This window comes from Brevundimonas sp. UBA5866, from assembly GCF_002432125.1.
GTDB lineage: Bacteria > Pseudomonadota > Alphaproteobacteria > Caulobacterales > Caulobacteraceae > Brevundimonas.
In genome coordinates, this window is sequence record NZ_DJFS01000038.1 from 1 (window position 1) to 25,301 (window position 25,301).

The following is a 25,301-nucleotide window of genomic DNA, read 5'->3' on the forward strand; positions in this document are numbered from 1 at the left end:
TTCAATGGGTCCTGAGCCTAGGCAGACATTACTCTAGCTTACTGATATCGAAGGCGGAGCCCCAGTAGGTTTCTTTCCCCCTTCCAATCTCTGTTATCGCTCTGGAGAGGTCGCCATGCGCGCCTAGTGCCTCGTCCGCGAGGGCGATCATTCTTGGGTTTGGCGTGCAATAGGGCGCTACGATCGCAGGCGTGCGGCCAGTTGTGCCGGCGAAGGTCTGGCTCGATCAAAGGCGATGATAAAGGCGGCGGCTGGGGAGCGGCTGACGCCTGCCCAACAGTGGATGAGCAGGGGGCCTTGTGCCCGAGAACTTCGGCCAAACTCTATGATGGATTTGATGTTGTCTGGTGAGGGTTCAATCAGACCCTGGCGGGGTTCGGCTATGTCGTTGAAGCGCAGTTCCAGATGATACGGGGCTAGGCGCTGAAACCCCGTGGACTCGGCCGACGGAGAGATCAGGCTGAGAATATGGCTAGGGCGGCGGGCGCGAGCGATCGCCTCTACGTCATGTAGGGGGCAGACGATTATGCTCATGACAGAATGGCAGCCATCGCCAATAGGAACCCGATCTCGAAGGCTTGCTCGATGGCACCCAGGACGTCACCGGTACGGCCGCCTAACAGACGCCAAGCGACACAAGCTGGAATAGCGGCCACGGCGATGCCCACGGCCACGCCTATTGCCGCCTGAAAAGGCGAGAAGGGGAGCAAAGCGAACGCTCCAATAGATATAGCGATGGCCACATTCCATGCCGTCGTCCTGTCAGGCTTGCCCTCCTTGGCCATGCCCGGATCGCCGCCGTAAGGCATAGCGGCCATGGCCAAAACTGCGATCGAGCGCCCCATGGCGTTAGCCGCCAACAGGCAGAACAATCCGAGCAGCGGGCTGATCGTAGCGAGCATCCCAACGCAAAGGATACGCAATGCGAGGTTCATGAAGAGAACGGACGCGCCATAGGTGCCGAGGCGACTGTCCTTCATGATTTCGAGGCGGCGGCTTCGTGTCTGTCCACCGCCGATACCGTCGGCGGTATCGGCCAATCCATCCTCATGGAAACAGCCTGTCAACGCCATGCCCGCAGCCACAGCCAGCACGGCAGCAATCCACTGGCTCCAAAGCAGGCTGGCCAGCCACAACACCCCACCTGAAAAGCCGCCGACCAGAAGCCCCACAGCAGGATAATAGCGAGCACTCTGCTGTAACCACTCGGGTTGAAAATCGTCCAGCTGGGAAGTCGGTACGCGGGTCAAAAACTGGACCGCGCAGATGAACAGCTTGATCTCTTTAGCGACCATCAGACGGCACCCAACACTTCGGCAAGGGTGGCGACGTCGGTTGTGATGGCGCACGCGCTCTTGATGATCGGTACAGCGAGCAGGGCACCTGTGCCTTCACCAAGGCGCATATCTAGATCCAGTAATGGCCGTACGCTGAGCGCGTCAGTGATAGCCTTGTAGCCAGGCTCCGCAGAGGTGTGGGTGAAGATGCAGAAGTCCTGCGCTTGAGGTGCCAATCGGATCGCTAGAAGAGCCGCTGACGAACAGATGAAGCCATCAATAAGTACCGGCACTCGGCGCTTGGCGCATTCAAGAATAGCGCCCGCCATCTGGCCAATCTCGAAACCGCCGTATTCGACTAGAACGTCTATTGGGGCCGATGCATTACTGCGATCGGCTGCCTTTGCGAGTACGGCTCGCTTGGTGGCTAAGCCTTCGGATGTATGACCAGCGCCCGGGCCGATGCATCGGTCTAGCTCTTCGCACGTCAGGCGATGAACGAGCAGCGCTGCCGAGGAACTGTTGCCGATGCCCATCTCGCCCAAGGCGATGATGTCGGCTCCTTTTTCAATGTACTCGCCAGCGACTTGAGCGCCATAATTCAGTGCCAGCTGCGCCTGTTGGAGCGACATGGCGGGATCCAATGATGCGTCATGGGTGCCTAAACCCACCTTGCGATGTATCAGGCCTTCACGGTCTGTCAGGTCAGCTGCGACACCTGCATCGACCACATGGACGCTAGCGCCCACCACCTTGGCAATGGCGTTGGCGGAAGCTCGTCCTGCCAGAAGGCCGTCCACCATTGAGACCGTCACACTGGCGGGAAATGCGGCCACTCCCGAACGGGTGAGGCCGTGGTCGCCTGCGAAGACGATGAGTGCTGGATCGTTGATTTTGGGTCGGCTGCATTGCTGCATCAGCCCGATGCGCACCGCTAGCTCTTCCAGCCGTCCTAGAGACTTCGGTGGCTTGGCCTTTCCATCAAGGCAGGCATCGATCTCTGGCCTGATTGACTGAGAGAGGGCAGGGAAGTCGAGTAGGTGTGAGATCGTCATTTACGGCAAGCCAGTTGGTACAGATGATCGAGGTCGAGGTGTTGTTCGAGCGTGGCGGCTATGGCGTCGAGTGCGGCATCAACCACGGCGGTATGGTCAGGAGCGGGGGGTATTGTCCGAGTTAGGCCCAGTATGCCTGCGCGGGCTTTGGAGCTATCGAACACGCCGTGAATGTAGAGCCCGTGGACAAGGCCGTTAAGCGATGTTGCACCGTGAGGTTTGCCATCAATCAGGGCGACGGGCCTCTCTGTGTCGGCACCGAACGTCTGGCCTACGTGGATTTCATAGCCCGTGAAGTCTGAGCCACAGGCGGTGATCTGGCCTTTGACCTGTTTCAGCGTTTTCGAGGGATGCAGTGTGGTCTCGACGTCGAGCAAGCCCAAGCCGCGACACGAGCCAATTTCGCCTTCTAAGCCGTGCCGATCATGGATGTGACGGCCCAGCAACTGATAGCCCCCGCAGATGCCAAGCACTCGCTTGTTGCGGCGGACGTGGGAAAGGATGTCGATGTCCCAACCCTGCTGCTTGAGGAACGCCGTGTCCGCAATGGTCGCCTTAGTGCCTGGCAGAATGATCCAGTCGCTATCTGCAGGAATGGTTTGCCCCGGCGGTATAAACTGCAGGTCAAAATGCGGATCGGCTACCACGGGATCGAAGTCATCGAAGTTAGCGATGCGCGACAACATAGGGACAGCGATGCGGACCTGTCCCTCAGGTTGAGTTGCCGAGGGTGTTTGTAGAACAACCGCGTCTTCGGCGGGCAGTCGGCAAGCCTCAGTGAGCCATGGCACCATGCCCAGATCGTGCCATCCGGTCAGTTCCGCGATTTGCTCGCGACCACGATCAAATAAGCACGGATCGCCGCGGAACTTATTGATGATGAAGCCTTGGATCATGGCCGCGTCGTTAGGATCAAGGACCAACTTTGCGCCGGCGAGAGCGGCGATGACATGGCCACGGTCAATGTCGCCTACGAGGACAACAGGGACGTTGGCCGCACGGGCAAACCCCATATTGGCGATGTCACCTTCGCGCAGATTGATCTCGGCGGGGCTGCCCGCGCCTTCTACGATGACGAGGTCGGATTCTGAGCGCAGGCACTCGAAACTTTCCAATACGACATCCAGCAAGGCAGCTTTTCGCTGCTGGTATCCGTGAGCCTTCCAGTGCCCCTCGACCTGACCTCTGACCACCAGTTGAGCGCCGGTGTCGCTTTGGGGTTTGAGAAGGACAGGGTTCATATGAACTGTCGGAGGGGTCCGGCACGCGATGGCCTGAAGAGCCTGCGCCCGCCCGATTTCGCCTGTCAGTCCGTTTTCATCCGGATGGGTAACAGCGGCATTGTTCGACATATTTTGCGGCTTAAACGGGCGCACCGTAAGGCCGCGATTGGTGAAGGCGCGGCATAGCCCCGCCACCAGCACGGACTTGCCGACATCCGATCCGCAGCCCTGGATCATCAGAGCCGCCATAGAGCACCTGCGAGGACCAAGATGATGGTGAGCAAGCCGAGGGCGAGAAGGTAGATGACCGCGCCGTTTTTCACGTCCATTGCCGTAGGAGCCGGTCCATCACCAAAGCTCGGGCGCTCGCAAAGGACGCCGTCGTAATGGACTGCTCCACCCAGTCGAACTCCCAAGGCTCCGGCCATGGCGGCCTCTGGCCAGCCCGCATTTGGAGATGCGTGTTTGGCGGCGTCTTTCAGCATGACACGCAGGGCCTGTGACGCAGTTCCTCGGGCGGCACACGCCATTACGATCAACAGGCCAGCGATACGGGCCGGTATCCAGTTGGCGATGTCATCGGTTTTCGCCGCGGCCCAGCCGAAGGCGCGCCATCTAGGCTCCATGTGGCCGATCATGCTGTCCGCTGTGTTGATGGCCTTATAGGCAAACAGTCCGGGCAGACCCCCGATGGCGAACCAGAACACGGGGGCAACGACGCCATCGTTGAAGCTTTCAGCCAGACTTTCCAAAGCTGCAGCCGAGATGTCTGAGGCGTTCATGGTCGCGGTATCGCGGCCAACAATCATGGACACGGCGTGCTTGGCAGCTTCCAAATCGTTTTCCGAGAGCGGGTGCTGAATGGCGACGAAGTGCTGATGCAGACTGCCCGCAGCCAGACCAAATATTCCAAGAAGGGCGCATAGGTAGGGCGCGATGTCGGGCAGCCATGCCGTTAGCCCGCACTTGACAACAAGCCCGACCACAGCAGCTGAAACTGCCACAACCAGCAAGGCCAATACCCCGCGCCATCGCTTGGTGCGTTCAGGCACTGGATTTAGGTTCCAGCGCCGATCCAGCGCCCCGATCAAAGCGCCCAGTGCAACAACCGGATGCGGTATTCGGCCGGGCCAGCGGATGAAGAACTCCAGCCAGAGCGCACCTGCTACCAACCAAAGCCAAGGGAGGTCATGCACGAGCCAGGGTCTCCAGCACGTAGCCATTGTTGCTCTTCAATAAAGCAGTGCTGATCCCGTAAGCCTGTTCAAGGAACTCGGAAGCCAAGACCTTGCTAGGCACGTCGTCGGCCAGCACCTTTGCATCACTCAGCAGAATGACCCGATCCGCGGCCTTTAGAGCTAGAGTGAGATCGTGCAGCGTCAGGATGACGCCACGCCCGTCCTTATGAGCAAGCTCTCGGAACAGGGCTACGACGTCGAGGCAGTGACCCGGATCAAGCCCCGCCAAAGGCTCGTCGGCAAGCAACCATTGGGGATCTGTCGCCAAGGCTCTTGCCAACAGAAGCCGCGCCCGCTCGCCGCCTGACAGGGTGGAAACGGGGCGGTTGGCAAACTCTGATGTAGAGGTGCGTACCAACGCGTCACGGACAGCAGCGGCATCCTTAACCGTCCGTCCCCACGGTCCGCAGTGAGGCGTGCGGCCCAAGCCCACGAGGGTTTCGCCATCAATCTCCCAAGCCAGTTCCGAATATTGGGGAAGGTAGGCGATGCGTTTGGCACGCTCTTGTGGCTTCAGGTCCAGTAGGGGCGTGGCATCGAGGTGGACCTTGCCCAGATCGGGGCGACGTAGTCCGGCCAAACAATCGAGCAGGGTGGATTTACCCGCACCATTCGGACCAATGATGGCGGTGACCTGTCCGCGCTGAAGCGAGAGACTGATTTGTTCAAGCACCAGCCGCGAACCGAAAGTGACAGAGAGGTCTAACGTCTGGATCTGGCTCATACGATTTTCCGGCGCATGGAGATGAGGAGAGCGAGGAAGAAGGGGCCACCCAATGCCGCCATTGCCACGCCCAGCTTCACTTCGTTAGGAGCAGGCGTCAGTCTGACGAGAATATCGGCGGCCAGAGTGAGCGCCGCACCGCCGATCGCAGACGGGATAAGCAGCGCGCCGGGTTTGGACTTCACAAAAGGACGCAGCAGGTGCGGGGTAATCAGTCCAACAAAGCCGATGACGCCTGTGACGGCCACGGCTGATCCAATGGCGAGTGCAGCCCCAACGACGAGGGCAAGCCGCGTAGCGCCGAGGTTGACCCCCAGCCCCTTGGCACCGGCCTCGCCGAGCGTCAGAGCATCAAGAGCGCGTCCCTGTGGCGAGAGCAGGATCAGCCCGAGGATCATGCCGGGTGCCGCAATCTTCAGATCATCAAGGCTGCGATCCGCCAAGGAGCCCATGAGCCAATTGATGATCTCGTTCACGGCCCACGGATTGGGTGCGAGGTTGAGTGCGAGAGCTACGCCAGCGCCCGCCACGGTCTGTATTACCACACCGGCCAGAATGAAGGTCACGATGCTGCTCGTTGAGCCAGCGAGCGCCAGCAGTACAGCCACGCCAAGGGCAGCCCCCGCCATGGCCATCATCGGCAGCACCCACGGCTGACCACCAAAGCTGCCCATATAGAAAGTCGTGACCGCCCCCAGCGCAGCCATGCTTGAGACACCCAGCATACCGGGGTCGGCAAGCGGATTTCGCGTATAGCCCTGCATGGCGGCACCGCCCAAGCCCAGCACGGCACCAACCATGATGGCCAGGATGGTGCGAGGGAGCCGCAGCTCCACCAAGATGGCCCATGACGGGTCGCCGGGACTGGCGAACCATTCATGCAGAGGAACCCACACCTTGCCGGCGCAAAGGCTGCCCAAACAGAGCAGGGCCACCAAGGCAAAGAGCCCACCGCAGAGCACGGCAGGATGGATAGACGCTGACTTCATTGAAGGGCCTCCAGCGCCTGCTGTCGGGCGCGGACAAGTGCGGCTGCGGTGTCGATCAGTACGGGCCCGCCGCAGTAGAGCAGTTTTTCGGGGAATTCCGTCTGCACCATCCTGTGCGAGATCGATCGCAGGGCGGGGTGGAGCATGATCCGTTCCGCCCACGACCTCGCGCCCTGTGATCCGACTCCGCTCAAAAGGACTTCGGGCGGATTGGAGATGATCTGTTCCAGAGCCAGATTTCCCCATTTCCCGACACCATAGCGACCGGCGACATTGTCAAAGCCTGCGATCTCCATCATCTCGGACATCAGGGTGCCTTGGCCTGCAGCGAAGCCGTTGGGTTGGAACACGACGGCTTTCAGCCGCCGCGCATTGGGACCAACCCGACTAAGCTCGATGTGGCGGTTGATTTCGCTTCTCAGAGCAGAGGCGCGCTCTGCATGACCCGATAGTGCGCCAATGCGATCGACCTGCTCGAGACTTTCCTCAATGGTCTGAGGGACGCCAAACAACTCGACAGGTATCCCCAGACGCGCCAAGGCGTTTCGCGTGGCGCGTGAGCTGTGCTGACTGCTCAGCACCAGATCGGGGCGAAGTGACACGATCTCTTCTGCCGTTTCGTGTGTGATCGGCAGGGTCTGGGCGAGCGGATAGATGTTCGATTGCTGCCGAATGCGCGAATAATGGCTGATGGCAGCAATCTGATGCCTAGGGGCCAGCCGAACCAGAATGGCGTCCAAGCAGGGGTTAAGTGACACAATGCGGCGCGGCGCCGTGACCGTAGCCGACGCAGGCCAGGCTATGCTGGCCATGCCAGCAACGAGCATACCGCGTCGGCTAACAGTCATAGCCCTGCCTCCAAAGCACGCTGGACACGCAGGAAATCTTCGGGGTGGGGCAGACCAAAGCGCAACACGTTCGGTGTATGATCGAATGGTCGCGTCAGGATACCGCGCCGGCATAAATGCCAGAACCAGTCATGGGCTCTGTCGTGTCGGGCCAACCTGAACAGACAGGTGCCACCTTTGACCTCGAAGCCAGCACTGGTCAGGACTTCATCCAGCCGTGCCGCTTGCCCTTGCAGCAATGCGAGGGTCGTTTCGCTCCAAGCTATATCGGCATAGGCCTGCCTGCCCATGGCGATGGCATCCGCACAGACGGGCCAATCGCCCGTAAGAGCCCTAAACGAAGCTTTGAAGCTCGGTGAGGCAATCGCAAAACCCAGCCTGACACCTGCCAGACCGAAGAATTTGCCGAACGATCGAAGGACAATGAGCCGGTCCGATACCACATCCGTCATGGTGTTTTCCGGCGCGCATTCGCCGAATGACTCGTCGATAACCAGCCAGCGGCCTTTGGCTTCTCGCTTACGTAGAATGCGCGTCAGCTCAGCCTTTGTGTAAGTGTATCCATCGGGGTTGTTAGGGTTGACGATCACCAGAACATCCGCCCCCGAGCCTTCCGCTTGGTGCTGGCCTATCGTCATGGGAGCGAGAAAGGCGGCTTGCCATGCCTCGGCATGGGCCCCGTAGGTCGGGCCGACAATATCGACTGTGACCCTACCCAAAAGTACGGGTAGAAGCCGAATAACCGTCTCGGCTCCGGCAGCGGCTGCGACCCTTTCGGGCTTTGCGTGAAAATACCGTGCAGCGGTGTCCTCTAACGCGGCAAGTTCCAATGGGTCCGGCAATCGGCCACGTTCAGCCATACTGGCGGGTCGAGCCGGATAGGGCACCGGATTGATGCCCGTAGACAGATCAAGCCAAGGTTCGGTCACCTCGGGATGGGCGTAAGAGGCGGCCCGAAGGCCGCCTCCATGCCGTATCGCCTCTTTATGCGGGCGCACGGAAAGCATGACGCATCAGAACCGGATGCGGACGCCGCCGAACACGCCGCGGTCAGCCGTGCCGTAGTTCTGGACGATCTGGTATTGCTCGTCGAACAGGTTCTCGATACGGCCATAGACTTCCAGATGGTCGTCGATCGGATACGAAACGCGCAGGTCTACGAGGGTGTATTCATCCAGCGTGCCGGTGTTGGCGTCGTTGGTGAAGGTCTCGCCCGAATAGCGAACCGCAAGACCCGTCTTCAGACCGCTAGCGAACGCATAGTCCGCCGAGAGGTTTGCCATGTGCTCTGGGCGGCGCGTCAGTTGCTTGCCCTTGTTGGCACCCGATGCGCTGGTAGCATCGGTCCAGGTGTAGTTGGCAGTGACCTTGAAGGCAGGCGTAACGTCATAGACGCCGCTGGCTTCGATGCCTTGAGCCTCAGTCTTCTGGACGTTGGCGTAATAGCCCCAGCGCATAGCGCCATTGACGACGCACAGAGGATCAGCGGTGCTGGAGCAACCATTGTAGCGGATCTCGTTATCCGCCTCGCGGTTGAAGTAGGTGACCGCTACAGTCGCCTTATCCAGCAGCTTTTGCTGGATGCTCACTTCCCAGGCGTCGAACTCTTCCGGCTGAAGCGTCAGGTTGCCGTATTCGCTGTACAGCTCATAAAGGCCAGGAGCGCGGAAGCCTTGGCCCCAGCTAGCGCGCAGGACAGTGTTGCCTTCATTTAGGTTCCAAGCGGCTGCGACTTGGCCAAGGGCATTGTCGCCGTACTGGGCGTGGTCGTCATAGCGCACGCCAGCCGTCAGGTTCAGCGAGGGCAGGGCGGCCCACTGGAACTGGACATAGACGCTGTCAAGATCGGCGCGGCCAGTGCCGAACGCAGGCTTGGTCGTGCTGTTCGACGGCGAACGGGTCCGCATTTCGGCGCGCTCTGACTCAACACCAAAGGTCGCACTGAGGTCCGAGGTGAAGGCGAAGCTGCCTTGATAATCCCAGCGTGTGTTCTCGCCCTTGGCCTCGAAAGTCGAGGTTTCGATGGTGCGGGCTGGGTTGGTGTTGTTGCGCTGGGTGTCGGTGTAGGCATAGCCGATGCGGTTACGCAGGCGACCATCCAGCAGATCGAAGTTCAGACCCGCATAGGTAACCAGCTCTTCGGTATTACCGAACTCGCGGCTGTCGCCATTGTAGGCATCAAAGTCATTGGTGCCGTCGGAATAGACCGCACGAAGGTCCAACGAGGCATTGTCGGTCAGCTTGAGGTTCAGGCGGCTCGAGACGCTGTTGTTCTCATAGCCGTCGTCCTCGGTGCCCGTGGCATAGGCCGAGAAGCCATCCGTCTGGTAACGGTTGGCCGCCAGACGCCAGCTGAGGCGCTCATTGGCACCGCCGATGCCGCCACGGAAATACTGGGTGCCGCGCGATCCCGCTTCGGCACTCAGGCCACCTTCGAAGGCCTGCGTTGGCTCGGCGGTGATGATGTTCACCACGCCGCCGATGGCTTGGCTGCCCCACAGGGTCGACTGGGCACCGCGCAGGATTTCGATACGGCCCGCGTCGCCTACCAGCAGGTTGCTGAAGTTGGCACCGCCTTGGGTGGAGGAGGGGTCGTTCATCTTCACGCCGTCGATCAGGACGACAGTGTGGTGACCCTCAGCGCCGCGGATGTTGACGGTCGTCGAGGTACCGACGCCGCCGTTGCGGGTGAAGCTGACGCCCGGGGTACGGGCCAACATATCCGGAACAGCCGTCGCTTGTGCGGACTCCAGCGCAGCCTTGGTCAGTACCGTGATTGAAGCCCCTACCTTGTCGATCGACTGGGCCGAACGGTTGGCCGTGACGATGACGTCGTCAACGGTCGTCGCGACGGTAGCCGCAGTCGGCGCTGCAGCCTGTTGGTCGAGTTCGGCGGCCAGCGCCGGCGAAGAAAGAAGAACGGCAAGGCCCGCAGCCGGGAAAAGAAGCCTGTTCAATGTGACATCCCCACATGGATGCGCACAGCGAGACAGACCACGCCTGTGTTTCAAGACACGCGCAATCGCCCGCTGAACGCGGTTGAAAACGATGTCGTCACACGAGTTACCTCGACCACTTGGCTCTTCCCGGCCGCGTGGAGAACGACGGCGGCAGGTAGGTCTCCTGGCTTGCGGATCAACGCCGATGCACGTCGCCTTCCCAGAAACATCTGGCCGTAGCCAAGTCAGTCTCCAGTGGCATATGACGTGCGGGCTAGCCGCTTACAGTTGCGGGAACAGCCGGAGTTTTGAACTCCGTTCCCTTTTAATCCCCGTTAAGGGGAACCTGACGCAATTCGGCAGTAGGACTGTCCATGGCTCAGGTCAACCGGAGATTTTTGATGTCGTACACTCTGGTGCTTGGCGGCGCTCGCTCAGGAAAGAGCCGATATGCCCAGCGTGCCGCCGAGGCTGCAGCGACAGCAGCATGCACCAAACCCATCGCCATTGTGACGGCACAGATCTACGACGACGAGATGGCGGAACGGGTCGCCAAACATCGCGAAGAGCGCGGCGATGAGTGGGAAACAATCGAGGCACCGCTTGATCTACCTCAGGCTATCGAAACCTTGGAGGAGGGCGATGTGGCGGTCATCGACTGCGTGACGCTCTGGCTGACCAACGTGATGCTGGCCGAGAAGGACATTGCTCAACAGACTCGCGAACTCCTCGCCGCCCTGACGATCACGCGCGCAGAAATCTGGGTGGTCAGCAATGAGGTCGGTTGGGGGATTGTGCCGGACAATGCGCTGGCCAGACGGTTCCGCGACGAAGCTGGTCGCTTGAACCAAGCCTTGGCAGAGAGCGGCAAGCATTCGGTTCTGATCGTGGCGGGTATGAAGCTGGACCTCATGCGCCCCTAAGACTCAATCGACGGTGATCATGCCTTCTGGCGGAATACGCACGAGGAAATGGCCTTTCACGCCTTCCGGCCAGTTTTTATAAGGCACAACGCCCTCAAGGCTTTGATCATAGTGTTGCGCAAACTCCGCCAAGGCTTGCGCCGATTCAGGTGTGGGTTCGAAGTTGGCGAGGACATAGCCGACCTTGCCGGGCGCTCTCAAATGGATCGTGCAGTGCTGGGAGCAAGCGAACAGACAGGCCATGGGTTCGACGCTGATCGAAGCCGTCTCAAGCGCGTCCATCGCATCCTTCACATGACGAAAAAGAGCGGCACCACCACGCTCGCCAGAGGCATTCAACGGCTCATCAGCTTTGAACTTACACGTCGAACAAACAACGATTGAAGTGCCGCCATTTGAGGCGCGCAATATCGACATCACATACAATCCTGAGGCATGGGGCGCAGCACAACAGCACCCCAAATCCGCGTTTCCGATTCTCTTTCGGGTCGTGATCAGGATAGGCACATGACTACAGAGATCGACAACAGCCAGCTTCGACATAAAAATAAAATGGCGAAAATTCAGGAAGTTAAGGCCAGAATTTTAAGCACCAAGACAGTCGAAAAAGGCTTGGTAATTGTCCATACCGGTGCAGGGAAGGGTAAGAGCACTGCTGCAATGGGCATGGCACTGCGCATGATGGGTCACAGCATGAAGGTGTCGATCATCCAGTTCATTAAAGGCGCAATGGACACCGGTGAGCAGGCAATTTTCGATGCATTCCCGGACCTCGTGGAAATGCGCCCAATGGGTGAAGGCTTCACCTGGGACACTCAGGATCGTCAACGTGACATTGAGAAGGTTCGTGAAGCTTGGGAGGCCTGCAAGGCTCGCATCATGGATCCCGATTGGAAGATGGTGATATGCGACGAACTCAACATCGCTATCCGATATGATTACCTTCCCGTAGACGAGGTTCTGGAGGCCTTGGCCCAAAAGCCTGACGACACTCACGTGATCATCACTGGCCGAAACGCCCATGAACGTCTGATCGAAGCCGCTGATCTGGTCACCGAGATGGGTCTGGTCAAACACCCGTTCAGAGCCGGGGTAAAAGCCCAGGCCGGGATCGAGTTCTAATGCCGTCTCAACAGATCGAGACAATCGAGGCCGACGAGATGTCCGCCCTCATCAGGCTCAAGAACGTCGGACTTGGATACGAACTGGATATTTCGGCTGCCATAGAGCGCAGTCTGCTGCTGCGGATGCGCATAGCCGAGGTGGCTGCCTTGTGTAAGCGAATGTCACGTAGGGCTACACAAACCCAATCCGACGACGCCTATCGCGTAACCGTCACAGCAGAAAACGTCGTTAGCGCGGACTATAAGCTAGCGAAGGCACTTACCAAAATTAACAACCGTAGCCTTACTTCCGCTGAGGTATGCGAGGTGTTGGGCATCTCCAATCTCGAACGCATACGATGGACGAAATCTGGCCGGCTGGTATCAGCCGGTAAAGAAGAGATCGGCCGCTCAGGATCCGTAAAATCTGACCTATACCGTCCTCGAGATATCGTCGCGATTAGCTCGGATCAGGTTGAAGATTGGCGGGCTGTTTAAGGCCTATGCTTCAGGGCTACTACCGACTGATCGTGGCTAGCCTGTAGGTTCAGCCAGTACTCCGTCGAAGTGCCAAACACTACACCAAGCTTTGAAGCCAGATCGAGCGAAACGGATAACTGCTCGTTCAAAAGCATTTGGACCAAAGAATCGTCTGAAAGACCCAATGCGCGGGACAGGGCTTGGGCATCCAGCTTAAACTCGGGAAGGTAATCCAAGCGGAGATGCTCGCCTGGGTGAGCAAGAGGTCTTGAAAAGCGTGAATAGTCGCCATCCCACGGTATCGGGTCGGCTCGATGCTGTTTCATGATGTGGACACCGCCTTTGTTCCTCCAACTTTCTTTGTTCGAGATGGCCTTTTCGCTGTCGAAATTGCCGCCTTGTTCACCGGACGGTTGGCATAAGGAGCTGCCATAAGTCCGTTGAATTTAATCAAGCGCTCTGCGAACTGCATGGTCGTGACTGGGGGATGGACGCCCCTTATCTCACCATTCAATATGAGCTTTTCTGCGAGTGCCACGATGGCTTCATCCAACACGTCGCGACCCGTAAGGCTTGTGTCTCCAATCGTACGCAAGAAGCTGTACTGGTAACCAGGAACCTCCATGTAAAATCCGTAGATCCGGCCACGTTTGTGCTCGTTCCTGAGGTAACCCGTCTTGTTGGCTGGCGTTGGGTCGAAAGGTCCGCCTTCCACCAAGTTTTGCAACAGAACACTCACATTCTGCCCAAGCGCTACGGAGAACGAGTCCAGATAATCGGCGTCTTGGCGCTCCAGACAAATCGGTATTGATTTTCCGATAGATGGCACAGCCTTCCAGATCGCTCCGTTTGGTAGCGCAAGAAGATCGATAAGGCGGTCCTTTACAACCAACCTGCACGCATCAGCGGGATCTCTCCTCCACGCTTCAGCCTTACGGCTTTGAACGTAAGCAATCGCTTCCGCCGATAGGACTATGTGGTGGCTTTCCGAAGCACCGGTCATTTGCAACTCGCCTGATGAGACATAACGGCAAGATGCTACTTATCGTCTGTCGACGTAAAGTCATCAAATTTCGACCATGCCCTTATGGGTCAGGTCTTCAAAAATGAACTACGGAAAGTGTTTGCAGCACACGTCCGCAGCCACCGCCTCGAACGTGGGTGGAGCCAAGAAGATCTTGCCAGTGAGGCCGGATTACACCGCACCTACATCGGCTCTATCGAGCGATCTGAACGCAACGTATCTATCGACAATATCGACCGGATCGCACTTGCGTTGAAGGTGGAGCCGGCCGACTTGCTCCGACGCTAGATGCTCGGTTTACGAGGGGCGAGCGATTGCACTTCGGCCTGTGGTAACGCTTCCATTTCGGCGAGCCTGTTGACGGCTTCGCTATAGGCCGGAAAGTGTTCACGCCAAGCTTTCATGCCGCCGATCCTACCTATAGCCAAAATTGCAGCACGGTGACTGGATGTGAGCAGTTGCACCTGATCCCTAAGACTCGCCACCTCCGCTTCTAAAGCGGCTATACGGGCAGCAGAACGGGCAGGGGAGCTTTTAGAGAACTTGAGAGCAACCGCTCGCACAGCCTTTTGTCGTTCAACAGCCTTCTCAACTCGTTCACGCAAGTGCTCACGTCTTGTCAGAGATGTGGCGTGAGGGAACCGTCCATCAGATCGCTCAGACACCTGTCGGAATGTGATGGTGGTATCCGACTGGATCATCTGTTCGACGATCTCGTCAACGAGTTGAATGTCATCCATTGCGGACATCTCCGATACTAACATGAAGATCGCTCCCCTGAGGGAACACCTTGGCTCCAGGCACTTCGGCTAGCGCAGCCCGAATTCCGGCCAACCTTTCCTCGGCATGAGCTAGTTGAGCACCGAAATTTGGCGCAGGGCTCGGGCGCGCCTTTAGGCGACCAATGTGCAACTCATATCGGTCCTTGAGTGTCTCAAGGTTCCTTTGCTCTTCAGGAGAGTCGGTGCGAGCCAAATGATTACAAGAATTAAAGCACTCGAGATGTTTAACGCATGGGCTTGCTGCAAAGCTGTTCAGACAAAAGCCGTATGGCGTAAAATGCAAAGCTCCAGCTTCGGCGTTGAGGTAATCAAATGCTGCCTCATCACCAGATTCTTGCTGGATGCGTATAAAAGCTTTGACAACAGGACCCTGAATTTTCTGACCTCTAATGAGGTCAAACGCTCTGCGTGCGTGCTCTCCTAGTTTGGCTGCAGCTTTCAACGTCTGCGGCTCCATTTCGTCCAAATGCTCCGCAAGGGTGCGATGGTCGTAGACGTAGCTTTGCGCGGTAGATCTGCGATTAAAACGTTTAGTAATTATCGTATCGGCCACACCCTGCCGGAAAAGCTCTGTATTTTGGAGGTGACGCAGGGAGTGAGGGTTAATCGAAATCTGCTTGAATCGATCAGTCTCTCCGTACCGACGGAATAAACGACCACCTTCACCATCACCCGATAGCTGCATCTCAAGGTCTTGTGTCGACATAGATTGGACACTGAAGTAGCGTTCTAAGTCGATGATCGCGTCGTGGGCAGCCTCGGCTCTTGCTCTACCAGGGAACAGAAATAACCGGTCCTTCAAACCAAATGTGCCTGAAGTTGACTTACCTAATCGGAGGTCTGGTAGCTTCGTGGGCATAGTCGTGCGTACGAATTTCTCCATATCCCCAGCAAGTACAAATAAGTTCCGCTTCGACACGCGCTCGCTAGGCTGCAGCTCTATAGGCCTTCCATCTGCCTCGCGAAGATAAAGCGACTGTTTCGTATTTGACTGAGCGCGACGAAAATAGTCATTCACTCGCGAGCTTGCACCTGAGGCCTTTAAGGCGTGACTTTGATGTGCTCTAATTTCATTGAGAACGCGGTTGTCGTAGTTCTGTCGATATTTTCGTTTGAGGGCATCGGGTACGTCTTCAACCGAAATTCGGATCATGCCCGTCATACGCGTGTAGGCGTCGGTCCACGTGAGAAGATCATCAGCTTGGAAATCGGGGAATAGGCGTCCCGATTGCCTTTGCCGTTTTACGGTTACTCTGAGTGGATCTGTTATGGATCGCGCTCGAGCAATGCTCCCAGTGATGGAAGATGAGAGAAGCGCAGGGACGTGTTGAACTTTCTCTATAAATTCGAAGCGACGGGCATCTTGCCCTTGCTTTTCAGCAAAATGATGTAGAAGAAAATCGGGTCTATTAGGACCATATTTTCCAATCAAGGGGCGCTCAAAATCGCCCTGTGTCAGACAGGCGGCGGGCAGGGAGACTATTTCCCCAACTCTCAGGCCAGTACAAATAAGAATTTTAGCAGCTTATAAACGAACAACGTCAGAAACGGTTTCCGGATTGGCTGTATATGCTATCCTAAGAAGCTAAAATAGATCTTCATCATTCGGCAATTTATCTTCAAAATGCTTCTGAGTTAAATCGGTTCTTAGGGATCTCGGACGTTTACTGTCTACTTGCCTCTTTGCTGCAAAATTGACCTGTTTAACGCGTTGCGCGATTTCATTTTGCTCAACGCGGGCGACACAAGCTTGTTTTAAGGGGCGCGAATTCGCGATCCCGGTGCTGTCGAACCAGGTTGAAATGGTGGCTTGCAGAGTACTGCCTCGCTTACCAGATGCGGACATTAGCAATGCAGCGTTATAAGCGTTCCTCACTATATCGTGCGTAATATCCTCTGGCTTTACCGCATTGGCGCAGCCTGCGAGTACTCTAAAGCTTTCTCCAACATTGACCGCAAAGTTTCCTGGCGTGCGGCCCTTAATGAGAATGTCGTGAATGGCTATCGCTTTAAATAGCTCAATCCAGTGAGGCGACATAATAAACGGGGCTTCATTCCCAGTGACAGCCAATATTGCATCTCTAGCGGATGCGTTCACACCGAAGCTCGAAATTATTTTGCGTGGCCGCTCTATTTTTCCGGCTATGGCTGATAGGTCCCACCACTCATCCTTGCAAATTTTTCCGCTAGTGGGATCGTATTGAGGATTCCAATTAATATTGTTTTGTTCTGCTCGAATTTTAGCAGTGGAGACAAAGCTAGAATACGGGCTGCTCATCGCTTCCTCCCACTTCCGCAGCCTCGATGATTGCTGACACACTCTCTAGGGTGGTGCGTAACTGCATCATTGCCGGCGAGACACGGTCGACGCGTTGCGGCTGATCGAAAGACTTAACCACGGCCTCTAAGCTCTCGCGGACGCCCCGGTGAATTGCAGCGTCATTAACTGGCAAAAACTTGTGGCAGGTGTAGCAGGCAAGAACAGGGTTGCGTGTGCACGTCGATTGACCCGCATGGCAAGCGCCAATACCACTTATGGGTATGCCATGAGGCATACCAACGACCTGCTGATCAGGTGCCAATCTAAGCAGATTGGCGGCTGAAATCATATCGCCACGCTGGGCCGATGAAACTGCTTGATACACAGCTGAATTGCCCAGCGCAGCGTTCACTAGATCGTTCTGTGTGGGCGAAGCTTCGAAGTAAACGTTCGCTGCCGTGGTGTCTGTGTGGCCTAGGAAATCAGAGACCACTTCACGAGAAGCTCCATGATCTACCAACCTTTGGGCGCTAGTGTGCCTAAAATGATTAGGCGAGTAAGCGACTCCGGTAATCGATCTGGTGAGCGCCGAAAGCTTCCTTGAGCACGCCTGCGGATTCAACCCAAGGAACTTATCTGAGGTATAATTGCGCACGCTTTGATACTTAAGAAAGATTGGACACCAACTCGCCTGAATTTTTCGTCGAACAATGCGACCAGTTTTCTCGTGCCGCTGCTTTATAAGCGTGACGGATATATGAACTGTGTTTTTATCAAAAATGCGTACATCATTTAACGTCAGCATGGCCATTTGCAGAGGCCGAAGGCCGAACTGAAACGCAATAGCGAGCAAACATAGATCTCTTAGGAAGTTCGGATCGAATATTTCAGTATCATTGGTCATTAATGCCGTATATTTATTTATGTATCTGACAATTTTAGACCTATCCGCTAAAGAGATGAACGCGAAACCATCCGAAACAGATTTATATTTACTAGACGAAAACCCCGGTAGTCTTCTAATTAAGTCTCTGTCTGATGGTCGCCAATGAGCAATACTCCACTTAGCCATCCAGTGAAGAATTTGCCGAAGCGATTGAATATGGCGCTGAGGAAATTTATCTAGAATTTCTAATGACCATCGCCCCATAAATTCAGAGGGGGACAAATCTTCACACAAGCGCTTAAAGTGAACGAAATCGCCAAAGTCGATGTTATTAAAAGAACTATAATACTTTAATCCCGTAGCGATCTGATCACTTTGAATATATTCAAGCACCACCCTCATAACAACGGGGTCTGAGATAGTTCCTGCCTTTCGGAAATCAAGATTTACGATTGAGCCCGAATGGTGAACCGCCCAAACACAGGATGAAATATCTCGTATCACACGATCCTTCTGTGCAAATTGATCATAATATCGAACCAGCGAGGGGAGGGGCGGAGGACTAAGTATTGAAGTTGTGGGGCGGTTTTCATCCCAAAGATCAAGCTGATTACCCATTACGACTTGATCCTCCTCAGCGTGGCCAAGCTGTCATTGAATGTTTCCTCCCAGACAGCGGCGTGCATTGGATCAAAGTATGCGCGTGCATAATGGTAGGGCATCTCCGACGATCTGGACCATCCGAAGAAGGGCCGCAGCCTGTGAACGGCTTCTTCCAGTTCCATCCCACCATCGACAAAGCGCTGCAGCCGAAGCACAGCGGCAGTATGGCGTAATGAGTGAGGCGTGATTTTATCTATCCGCCGGCTCGCCTGAATATCCCTCGACGGAGCGCTAAGGGTTCTATTTAGAATCTCGAACACATAATCCAGGGAGCTCGCAGAGAGCGGACTTCCTTCCGCAGACGTGAGCATAAACTCATGGGGAGGGTCGCCCCGGAAGCTCGTCAGATAGGTCTCCAAACCTCCGACGAGAGAAGCTGTCAGAGGAACTTGCCTAGTCGCCAAACTATTTTTCAGGCGAGCGGCCTTAGCGCGGGGGTCAACCGTCGAATGACTAGCGGCAATATCAAGCCAAAAGCGATTTTCTCCCACTTCGACGTCAAATTGCGATCGAAATGAGCCGACATTGAGTATCAGGAGTTCACTTTTTCTCAGACCAAGTTGCAGAAACAACATGAAAATCATGTAGTTCCGCCAACGGATTTCGTTAGTTCGAAATGGATTCTTGGAACTTTCCGGATGGACCAGTGAAAAGAGGTCTTCCAGCACCTCGTACGGAACGCAGCGAATATGGGGCGGTTTTATTCGGCGACGTGGCCGCAGCTGGCTATAACGGGCGGCCATAAATTGGAGCTTACGCTGCAATGAAAGTGCTTCAGAACCGGTGATCTCTCTTAGAAACCCAAAGACGAAATCGGATACTAGCGGCCAGGTGCGATCATTTTCCGCATGCTGACGCGACAGTAGGAACGAGGACAACAGCGTGTCCATTGCGACCAGATCGGGTTCTGTGAGTGCAGAGTCTACATCGATTTGCGGCCGCATCGTTGAGGCATGTTGATATAAGGCATTCACGGCGTTGGCATATTTTTCACGAGTTGAGACCGCCAAGTTCGCCTTAAAGAAATCAACCCAAATCGTGCCGCAGTACGCTGGCAAGCCAAGCTGGTTCAAAACTACAGGACCGGTAAGTGGCAGCTGATTGTCGGGAATGGTTATGCTCGCTTCGCATAATATTCCTTAGGCGATAAACGGCCCAAGGCTTACACAGATGGTTTTGAGCCATACCCTCGCTTGTAGCTGAAGCCCAGAAAACGGTGACGCGAACGCCTGCCCAGCCCCCCCCAAATGCCGTCGCGGGACGTGGATTCGCGAATGATTTGTCGATAATGAAGCTTGACCGTTCTGTTGGAGATTCAGAGCGGTTTTACGCCTGCCGAGGGCCTGCTCGGTCGATTTGGAGTATTGTATTTCAGTGTTTAGATTCATCTTGCCGCTGCTTCTCGCAGCTGGCCTGACTGGGTGTCAGTTTATTCCCGGTACGGATAGCAACACCGTCGCCAAGGCTAAAGCAGCCGTGGCTGCCAAGCTGAAGGATCCGACCAGCGCTCTGTTTTCTGACATCAAGGTCGTTGAAGGTGGTGTCTGCGGTCAGGTGAACGGCAAGAACAGCTACGGTGCCTATGAAGGCAACACAGGCTTCGTTTGGTTTCTAGGTAGTGCGCACATTGAAGACGTGAATGCCGCACAAGATATCAATTCCCAACTGGAGCAATGCCTGTACCGCGCGCTTGCCAGCGCATGTACCGAGGGAAAATCTCTATACGGTAACAATGAATACGAAGCCTGTAACGAGGCAGCCCTCGAAGCAATAAGGCGCACTTACAGCTAGATTCGGAGGTGGCCTGAACGCCCTGCCCCAATCCGGCTAAAACCCTGGCGCGCCCTGCAGGACTCGAACCTGCAACCGTCCGCTTAGAAGGCGGGTGCTCTATCCGGTTGAGCTAAGGGCGCGTTGGGTGGTGAGCGGGCGAACTGGTAAGGGGGTTCGCGCTTTTCGACAAGATGTCAGAGGTCTGTAGATACACAAAAGGCCGCCCCCAATAGGAACGGCCCTGTGTTTCGCTATCTATGGTCGCTTAATGCGTCCACGAGACCTTACGGTCGGTCGCGAAATTATCGGCATAAGCCTTGATGATGGTCGGCGCTTCGTTCGGCTCGTGCAGGCGGAACGGAATGCCGTAACGCTCGGCATAGGCCACAGCGTCTTCCTTGGTTTCAAAGGTCAGGCGCACTTGGCCGTTCATGTCGGTCGTGCCGCTCCAGCCCATCAGCGGGTCATTGAAACGGGCCGACGCCGGCTCAAACTCAAGACGCCAGTCGCGCGACTTGGCCTTGCCGGACTGCATAGCGGTCTTGGCCGGGCGATAGATGCGGGCGAGCATGGGCGGAATCCTCAACAAACAGTCGTGAGGGTCCATAGCGCCCCCTGCCCGTCGGGTCCAGCCATAGCTGAAGCTTTACCGTGCAATCAGGCCGCTACGTGTGCCGTTCCGCCATCAATCCAGCGACGTGCCGCACGCTGGGCCTCTGCCAGCTCCTCGCTGCACATTTCCGCACTCATTTCCTTGCGGTACTCGCGTGCTTCAAGCGAGCCTTTCATGGCGGCCAGATTGAAGATCATGTGGGCGGATACGCGGTCCAACGGACATCCATCCTGACCGGATGAATAGGCCAGACCCAGTCTGAACAATGCCTCGCCGTCCATATCGGGGGTCGGCAGCGGCAGGTGGTCGCCATTGTGATCAGCGGCCGCGCCTTGAACACCAATCATCACAACATCCTCCATTTGGGGGCATTCTGCCCCTTCCCTGATGGATGCATTGAAATAACAGCGATCTGAAAGTTTGGTTAATGGCCACGCTGGCCGAACAAAACCTTGCGGGCCGCCTCTGCGTCCTTGCTGGCAAGGGTGATGTCACGGCGCAACTCGGCACCGACGATCTTTCCTTTTTCTACCGCAGGACGGGCCTTGATGCGGGCATGCCAGGCCTTCAGCTTGGGGAAGCTGTCGAGATCCTGTCCCTGCAATGTCGGGATGATCCACGGCCACGCCGCCATGTCGGCAATCGAATAGTCCCCCGCCAGATAGTCCCGATCCTGCAGGCGACGCTCGATCACGCTGTAGAGGCGGCGTGTCTCATTGGTGTATCGGCTGACTCCATAGGCCAGATGCCTTTGGTCATTGGTAATGGCCGGCGCATAATGGCGGAAATGGTGGGTTTGCCCGGCCATCGGCCCCAGACCGGCCATTTGCCAGAACAGCCACTGATCCACCTCGATGCGCGACCGCTCGTCAGCGCCGTAGAACTTGCCGGTTTTGCGGGCCAGATACTGTAGAATGGCACCGGATTCGAACAGGCTGATCGGTTTGCCGTCGGGGCCATCGTGATCGATGATCGCAGGCATGCGGCCATTCGGGCTCAAGGCCTGGAACTCGAGCGTGAACTGTTCACCCGTACCGATATTGATAGGCCGGATTTTATAGGCCAGCCCCATTTCCTCTAGAGCAATGCTGATCTTGATGCCGTTCGGTGTCGGCCAGAACCACAGTTCTATCGGCTGGGGCATCACCCTCTCCTTTTATACGTGCACTTCAAGCTCGGCCTTAATGGGTAGGACGATGAACAAGTCCTGCCAATAGCTGACCATACAGTTCAGTTTCGGTTCAGACAGGATTTTCCAATCTGCCCATCAGACAGGGATTTCTTCGGAGGCGATTATGAAGTTCGCAACTAAAGCCGCAATCGCCGCACTGGCGTTGGCTACGACTGCCGCGCCCGTGCTGGCACAGGCTCAGGATCGCCATCACGACCGTCGCGGAGACCATAGAGAGTACCGCGGTAATCGCCACGATGATCGTGGTCGCGGTCGCGACTGGCGCCCCGATCACCGCCCCCCGCCCCATCATGCCCGTCCGCAGGGACGTCCGCACCACGCCGGTCCGGCGCGTTGGGAGCGCGGAAACCGTGATTGGTGGCGTGGCCGTGCGGAGTTCCGCGACTATCGCGGTGCGCGTAACGGTTATTGGTACGCACCGGGCTATGGCTATTACCGCGTAGAGCCGCGTTACTATAACTATCGCTGGCGCACGGGAGCCTATCTGCCGTCGAGCTATCGCTCCTATGTGGTGCGTGACCCGGGCTTCTATGGCCTGCGCCCTGCCCCGCGTGGCTATCGCTATGTGTACGCCGGAAACGACATTGTCATGATCGCCATTGCCACCGGCCTGATCACCAGCGTCCTGAACGGCATCTATTAAACTGGTTTAGTTCCCGTCATCACAAACCAGTACCTTGGCCCCGCAGCATGTCCTGCGGGGCCTTTTTTATGCGCTTTCCTAAACAGCCCATTCAGTGTCAGTTCATCCACCAAGGTTCATTTTGAGTGCATAGTTCAACGGGCCGAGGTCCCTGATATGAAACGTACACTGCTTACCTTCACGGCGATCACCAGCCTGTTGCTGCCGCTCGCCACCCCGGTTGTGGCAGCTGCACAGGACAGCGCTGTCCAACGCCGTGTGGAACAGGCCCAGCGTCAGTTGGATCGTGCGACGGCCAATGAACAGCGTTCCGAGCCTCGGCGCGAGCAACGCCCTCAAGCGCAACCACCACGCGACGACAACCGTCGCCAGGAGCGCCGTCGCCCCCCTGTGCCCGGTACAGATCAAGCTCTGCGCGAGGGTGAGCGGCCCATCCGCGCGGAAAGCCGCGTGCAGCGTCGCGTCGAAGAGGCACAGCGCCAGCTGGACCTCGACCTGAGACAGCGCGACAACCGCATCGAAGATCGGGATCGCGATCGCAACAATCGCTGGAACGATCGAAATCGTGAGCGCGACCGCGATCGGGCCAACCAGAACCGTGATCGCAACAACAACCGTTGGGATAGCCGGGGCCATAACCGCCGCGACAACTATCGTGACTGGCAACGTCGTTGGGATGCCCAGCAATGGCGTCGCGACTTCGAACGCAACCGCCGTGCGGACTGGTGGCGTCACGACAACCGCTTCCGCAGCTGGAGCGGCGTGCGCATCGGCTACTATTTCGCGCCGGGCTACGGCTACTACAGCGTCCCGCGCTCGTACTGGAATCGCCACTGGCAGGTCGGCCAGTTCCTGCCGGACGTCTTCTGGCGCTATCAGGTGAACGACTATCGCACCTACGGCCTCGGCTATCCGCCTCCGGGCACCCGCTGGGTCTATGTCGATAACTCGATCTACCTGATCGACGAATACGACGGCTACATCGTCGAAGTCATCCGCGACGCCTGGCGCTGGTAGACTTCACGTAGAACATAAAGAAAGCCCCTGAAGCACTGGCTTCAGGGGCTTTTTGTTATCCACCCTATGTAGCTCAAGCAGCGAGCCACCGCGTGGCGAGCGATAGCGACCAGCCGGGGGTTTGGGGGCCGCAGCCCCCAAGTCCAAACCTCAAATCAAAGCCCAAGCTTTGATTTGAGGATCTCGTTCACCGCAGCCGGATTGGCCTTGCCGCCGGTGGCCTTCATGACCTGACCGACGAACCAGCCGATAGCTTGCGGCTTCTCGGCGACGGCCGCAGCCTTGTCCGGGTTGGCAGCGATGATTTCATCGACGGCCTTTTCGATGGCACCGGTGTCCGTGACCTGCTTCAGGCCGTGCTTCTCGACGACTTTCGACGGCGAGCCTTCGCCGTTCCAGACGTGGTCGAACACTTCCTTGGCGATCTTCGACGAGATGACGTTCGTTTCGATCAGCTCGACCAGCTCGGCCACGTGCGCGGCCGGCAGCGGGTTGTCGCTGAAGTCGCGGTGGTCGGCGGCCAGACGGGCCGAAACCTCGTTCGTCACCCAGTTGGCGACCAGCTTGGCGTCACGGCCCTTGGCGGCGGCTTCGAAATAGTCAGCCTTGGCCTGTTCCGAGATCAGGACGATGGCGTCGTATTGCGACAAACCGTACTGGTCCATCAGGCGACGGCGCTTGTCATCCGGCAGTTCCGGCAGGTTGGCCTTGATCTCGTCGACCCAAGCCTGTTCCAGAACCAGCGGCAGCAGGTCCGGATCGGGGAAGTAGCGGTAATCCTGCGCTTCTTCCTTCGAGCGCATAGAGCGGGTCTCGCCCTTGGTCGGGTCGTACAGGCGGGTTTCCTGATCGACCTTGCCACCATCCTCGATAATCTCGATCTGACGGCGGGCCTCATAGTTGATGGCCTGCGAGATGAAGCGGAACGAGTTGACGTTCTTGATCTCGCAACGGGTGCCGAGGAAGCCGAAGTCGCCGGTTTCCTTGAACTTGTCGTAGTTGCCGACCGGGCAGACCGACACGTTCACGTCCGCGCGCAGGTTGCCCTTCTCCATGTCTCCGTCGCAGGTGCCGAGGTACATCAGGATGGTGCGGATCTTCTTCACATAGGCAACGGCCTGTTCCGGCGAGCGGATGTCCGGACGCGACACGATTTCCATGAGGGCAGTGCCCGCACGGTTGAGGTCGACGTAGGAATCCGTCGGCGACAGGTCGTGGATCAGCTTGCCGGCGTCCTGTTCAAGGTGCAGGCGCTCGATGCCGACGTTGAAGAAGGTGCCGTCCTCGGCCTCAACCTCGACCACGCCCTCACCCACGATCGGGTGATACAGCTGGCTGATCTGATAGCCGGTCGGAAGGTCCGGATAGAAGTAGTTCTTGCGGTCGAACTGGGACTTCAGGTTGATCTGGGCGCGCAGACCCAGACCCGACTTCACAGCCTGCTCGACGCAGAACTTGTTCAGGGTCGGCAGCATGCCCGGGAAACCGGCGTCCACCAGCGAGACCTGCTCGTTCGGACCCGCGCCAAAGCCCACAGCCGCGCCCGAGAAGAGCTTGGCCTTCGAAGCGACCTGAGCGTGGATTTCCAGACCCATGACGATTTCCCAATCGCCGGTGCGGCCTTTGATTACAGTTGCGTTCGCGCTCAT

28 protein-coding genes, 1 tRNA gene and 1 riboswitch are annotated in these 25,301 nt (G+C 57.1%); of the genes, 7 read left to right on the top strand and 22 right to left on the bottom strand.

Features of this window, described 5'->3' with window-relative positions; all coding sequences use genetic code 11:
- Positions 1 to 530 precede the first annotated feature (530 nt).
- From cobS to B3H86_RS04465, 9 genes are all read right to left on the bottom strand, one after another.
- Positions 531 to 1,295, bottom strand: a complete 765-nt coding sequence (cobS, locus tag B3H86_RS04425) for an adenosylcobinamide-GDP ribazoletransferase (protein WP_292051409.1) — start codon at positions 1,293 to 1,295, stop codon at positions 531 to 533.
- Positions 1,295 to 2,332, bottom strand: a complete 1,038-nt coding sequence (cobT, locus tag B3H86_RS04430) for a nicotinate-nucleotide--dimethylbenzimidazole phosphoribosyltransferase (RefSeq protein ID WP_292051410.1) — start codon at positions 2,330 to 2,332, stop codon at positions 1,295 to 1,297. Before cobT ends, cobS begins: the two co-directional genes overlap by 1 nt.
- The gene (locus B3H86_RS04435) at positions 2,329 to 3,804 is read right to left on the bottom strand and encodes a cobyric acid synthase (RefSeq protein ID WP_292051411.1); all 1,476 of its coding nucleotides are present in this window, start codon (positions 3,802 to 3,804) and stop codon (positions 2,329 to 2,331) included. Before B3H86_RS04435 ends, cobT begins: the two co-directional genes overlap by 4 nt.
- Positions 3,792 to 4,751: an adenosylcobinamide-phosphate synthase CbiB gene (gene cbiB, locus B3H86_RS04440; protein WP_292051412.1), complete on the bottom strand. Its 960-nt coding sequence runs from the start codon at positions 4,749 to 4,751 to the stop codon at positions 3,792 to 3,794. The genes B3H86_RS04435 and cbiB overlap by 13 nt, the downstream gene beginning before the upstream one ends.
- Positions 4,744 to 5,517, bottom strand: a complete 774-nt coding sequence (locus B3H86_RS04445; RefSeq protein WP_292051413.1) for an ABC transporter ATP-binding protein — start codon at positions 5,515 to 5,517, stop codon at positions 4,744 to 4,746. Before B3H86_RS04445 ends, cbiB begins: the two co-directional genes overlap by 8 nt.
- Positions 5,514 to 6,506, bottom strand: coding sequence for a FecCD family ABC transporter permease (locus B3H86_RS04450; protein ID WP_292051414.1), 993 nt, complete (start codon positions 6,504 to 6,506; stop codon positions 5,514 to 5,516). The genes B3H86_RS04445 and B3H86_RS04450 overlap by 4 nt, the downstream gene beginning before the upstream one ends.
- Complete coding sequence (locus B3H86_RS04455) at positions 6,503 to 7,354, bottom strand: ABC transporter substrate-binding protein (protein ID WP_292051416.1); 852 nt, start codon at positions 7,352 to 7,354, stop codon at positions 6,503 to 6,505. The genes B3H86_RS04450 and B3H86_RS04455 overlap by 4 nt, the downstream gene beginning before the upstream one ends.
- Positions 7,351 to 8,214, bottom strand: coding sequence for an aminotransferase class I/II-fold pyridoxal phosphate-dependent enzyme (locus tag B3H86_RS04460; RefSeq protein WP_292051417.1), 864 nt, complete (start codon positions 8,212 to 8,214; stop codon positions 7,351 to 7,353). Before B3H86_RS04460 ends, B3H86_RS04455 begins: the two co-directional genes overlap by 4 nt.
- A 153-nt stretch (positions 8,215 to 8,367) precedes the next feature.
- The gene (locus B3H86_RS04465; RefSeq protein ID WP_292051418.1) at positions 8,368 to 10,311 is read right to left on the bottom strand and encodes a TonB-dependent receptor plug domain-containing protein; all 1,944 of its coding nucleotides are present in this window, start codon (positions 10,309 to 10,311) and stop codon (positions 8,368 to 8,370) included.
- Positions 10,312 to 10,450: 139 nt separating this feature from the next.
- Positions 10,451 to 10,658: riboswitch (cobalamin riboswitch) on the bottom strand.
- A gap of 9 nt (positions 10,659 to 10,667) precedes the next feature.
- Here B3H86_RS04465 and cobU point away from each other — a divergent pair.
- A complete protein-coding gene (gene cobU, locus B3H86_RS04470) occupies positions 10,668 to 11,216 on the top strand; it encodes a bifunctional adenosylcobinamide kinase/adenosylcobinamide-phosphate guanylyltransferase (protein WP_292051419.1) in 549 nt (182 codons plus the stop codon).
- A gap of 3 nt (positions 11,217 to 11,219) precedes the next feature.
- Here cobU and B3H86_RS04475 read toward each other — a convergent pair whose 3' ends face one another.
- On the bottom strand, positions 11,220 to 11,633 hold the full coding sequence (locus B3H86_RS04475; RefSeq protein ID WP_292051420.1) for a DUF1636 domain-containing protein: 414 nt from the start codon (positions 11,631 to 11,633) through the stop codon (positions 11,220 to 11,222).
- Between the two features lie 90 nt (positions 11,634 to 11,723).
- On the opposite strand from B3H86_RS04475, the gene cobO reads away from it, so the two are divergent.
- Both cobO and B3H86_RS04485 read left to right on the top strand, forming a co-directional pair.
- Positions 11,724 to 12,338: a cob(I)yrinic acid a,c-diamide adenosyltransferase gene (gene cobO, locus B3H86_RS04480; protein WP_292051421.1), complete on the top strand. Its 615-nt coding sequence runs from the start codon at positions 11,724 to 11,726 to the stop codon at positions 12,336 to 12,338.
- A 38-nt stretch (positions 12,339 to 12,376) separates the two neighbouring features.
- The gene (locus B3H86_RS04485) at positions 12,377 to 12,817 is read left to right on the top strand and encodes a hypothetical protein (RefSeq protein ID WP_292051423.1); all 441 of its coding nucleotides are present in this window, start codon (positions 12,377 to 12,379) and stop codon (positions 12,815 to 12,817) included.
- On the opposite strand, the gene B3H86_RS13925 is transcribed toward B3H86_RS04485, so the two are convergent.
- Both B3H86_RS13925 and B3H86_RS04490 read right to left on the bottom strand, forming a co-directional pair.
- Positions 12,814 to 13,125 carry a HigA family addiction module antitoxin gene (locus B3H86_RS13925; RefSeq protein WP_409450242.1) on the bottom strand — a complete coding sequence of 104 codons (312 nt, stop codon included), beginning with the start codon at positions 13,123 to 13,125 and terminating at the stop codon, positions 12,814 to 12,816. The two genes, B3H86_RS04485 and B3H86_RS13925, sit on opposite strands and share 4 nt — an antisense overlap.
- Positions 13,122 to 13,802, bottom strand: coding sequence for a hypothetical protein (locus tag B3H86_RS04490; RefSeq protein WP_292051425.1), 681 nt, complete (start codon positions 13,800 to 13,802; stop codon positions 13,122 to 13,124). The genes B3H86_RS13925 and B3H86_RS04490 overlap by 4 nt, the downstream gene beginning before the upstream one ends.
- Positions 13,803 to 13,886: 84 nt before the next feature.
- On the opposite strand from B3H86_RS04490, the gene B3H86_RS04495 reads away from it, so the two are divergent.
- The gene (locus tag B3H86_RS04495) at positions 13,887 to 14,111 is read left to right on the top strand and encodes a helix-turn-helix domain-containing protein (RefSeq protein ID WP_292051427.1); all 225 of its coding nucleotides are present in this window, start codon (positions 13,887 to 13,889) and stop codon (positions 14,109 to 14,111) included.
- On the opposite strand, the gene B3H86_RS04500 is transcribed toward B3H86_RS04495, so the two are convergent.
- The 5 genes from B3H86_RS04500 to B3H86_RS04520 all read right to left on the bottom strand — a co-directional run bounded on the left by B3H86_RS04500 (position 14,108) and on the right by B3H86_RS04520 (position 19,487).
- Positions 14,108 to 14,563: a hypothetical protein gene (locus tag B3H86_RS04500; protein WP_292051429.1), complete on the bottom strand. Its 456-nt coding sequence runs from the start codon at positions 14,561 to 14,563 to the stop codon at positions 14,108 to 14,110. The genes B3H86_RS04495 and B3H86_RS04500 overlap by 4 nt on opposite strands.
- Positions 14,556 to 15,767 carry a hypothetical protein gene (locus tag B3H86_RS04505; protein WP_292051431.1) on the bottom strand — a complete coding sequence of 404 codons (1,212 nt, stop codon included), beginning with the start codon at positions 15,765 to 15,767 and terminating at the stop codon, positions 14,556 to 14,558. Before B3H86_RS04505 ends, B3H86_RS04500 begins: the two co-directional genes overlap by 8 nt.
- 423 nt (positions 15,768 to 16,190) lie before the next feature.
- On the bottom strand, positions 16,191 to 16,883 hold the full coding sequence (locus B3H86_RS04510) for a hypothetical protein (protein ID WP_292051433.1): 693 nt from the start codon (positions 16,881 to 16,883) through the stop codon (positions 16,191 to 16,193).
- Positions 16,864 to 18,369: a site-specific integrase gene (locus tag B3H86_RS04515; RefSeq protein WP_292051434.1), complete on the bottom strand. Its 1,506-nt coding sequence runs from the start codon at positions 18,367 to 18,369 to the stop codon at positions 16,864 to 16,866. Before B3H86_RS04515 ends, B3H86_RS04510 begins: the two co-directional genes overlap by 20 nt.
- A complete protein-coding gene (locus tag B3H86_RS04520) occupies positions 18,369 to 19,487 on the bottom strand; it encodes a site-specific integrase (protein WP_292051435.1) in 1,119 nt (372 codons plus the stop codon). Before B3H86_RS04520 ends, B3H86_RS04515 begins: the two co-directional genes overlap by 1 nt.
- Positions 19,488 to 19,788: 301 nt before the next feature.
- Here B3H86_RS04520 and B3H86_RS04525 point away from each other — a divergent pair, with 301 nt between their 5' ends.
- Positions 19,789 to 20,205, top strand: coding sequence for a hypothetical protein (locus tag B3H86_RS04525; protein ID WP_292051436.1), 417 nt, complete (start codon positions 19,789 to 19,791; stop codon positions 20,203 to 20,205).
- Positions 20,206 to 20,250: 45 nt separating this feature from the next.
- Here the strand turns inward: B3H86_RS04525 and B3H86_RS04530 are convergent.
- From B3H86_RS04530 to B3H86_RS04545, 4 genes are all read right to left on the bottom strand, one after another.
- Positions 20,251 to 20,327: transfer RNA gene (locus B3H86_RS04530), tRNA-Arg, on the bottom strand.
- Positions 20,328 to 20,452: 125 nt separating this feature from the next.
- The gene (locus B3H86_RS04535) at positions 20,453 to 20,758 is read right to left on the bottom strand and encodes an ETC complex I subunit (protein ID WP_292051439.1); all 306 of its coding nucleotides are present in this window, start codon (positions 20,756 to 20,758) and stop codon (positions 20,453 to 20,455) included.
- A gap of 86 nt (positions 20,759 to 20,844) precedes the next feature.
- Positions 20,845 to 21,147 carry a sel1 repeat family protein gene (locus B3H86_RS04540; RefSeq protein ID WP_292051440.1) on the bottom strand — a complete coding sequence of 101 codons (303 nt, stop codon included), beginning with the start codon at positions 21,145 to 21,147 and terminating at the stop codon, positions 20,845 to 20,847.
- 77 nt (positions 21,148 to 21,224) lie between these two features.
- Positions 21,225 to 21,944, bottom strand: coding sequence for a glutathione S-transferase N-terminal domain-containing protein (locus B3H86_RS04545; protein ID WP_292051442.1), 720 nt, complete (start codon positions 21,942 to 21,944; stop codon positions 21,225 to 21,227).
- Positions 21,945 to 22,095: 151 nt separating this feature from the next.
- On the opposite strand from B3H86_RS04545, the gene B3H86_RS04550 reads away from it, so the two are divergent.
- Together B3H86_RS04550 and B3H86_RS04555 are read left to right on the top strand one after the other, a co-directional pair.
- Positions 22,096 to 22,635 (top strand): RcnB family protein, encoded by a 540-nt coding sequence (locus B3H86_RS04550; protein ID WP_292051445.1) that lies wholly within the window; start codon positions 22,096 to 22,098, stop codon positions 22,633 to 22,635.
- Between the two features lie 156 nt (positions 22,636 to 22,791).
- A complete protein-coding gene (locus B3H86_RS04555; protein ID WP_292051447.1) occupies positions 22,792 to 23,652 on the top strand; it encodes an RcnB family protein in 861 nt (286 codons plus the stop codon).
- Between the two features lie 155 nt (positions 23,653 to 23,807).
- Here the strand turns inward: B3H86_RS04555 and gatB are convergent, their stop codons facing one another.
- Entirely contained in the window at positions 23,808 to 25,301 is a 1,494-nt protein-coding gene (gatB, locus tag B3H86_RS04560; protein ID WP_292051450.1) for an Asp-tRNA(Asn)/Glu-tRNA(Gln) amidotransferase subunit GatB, read from the bottom strand.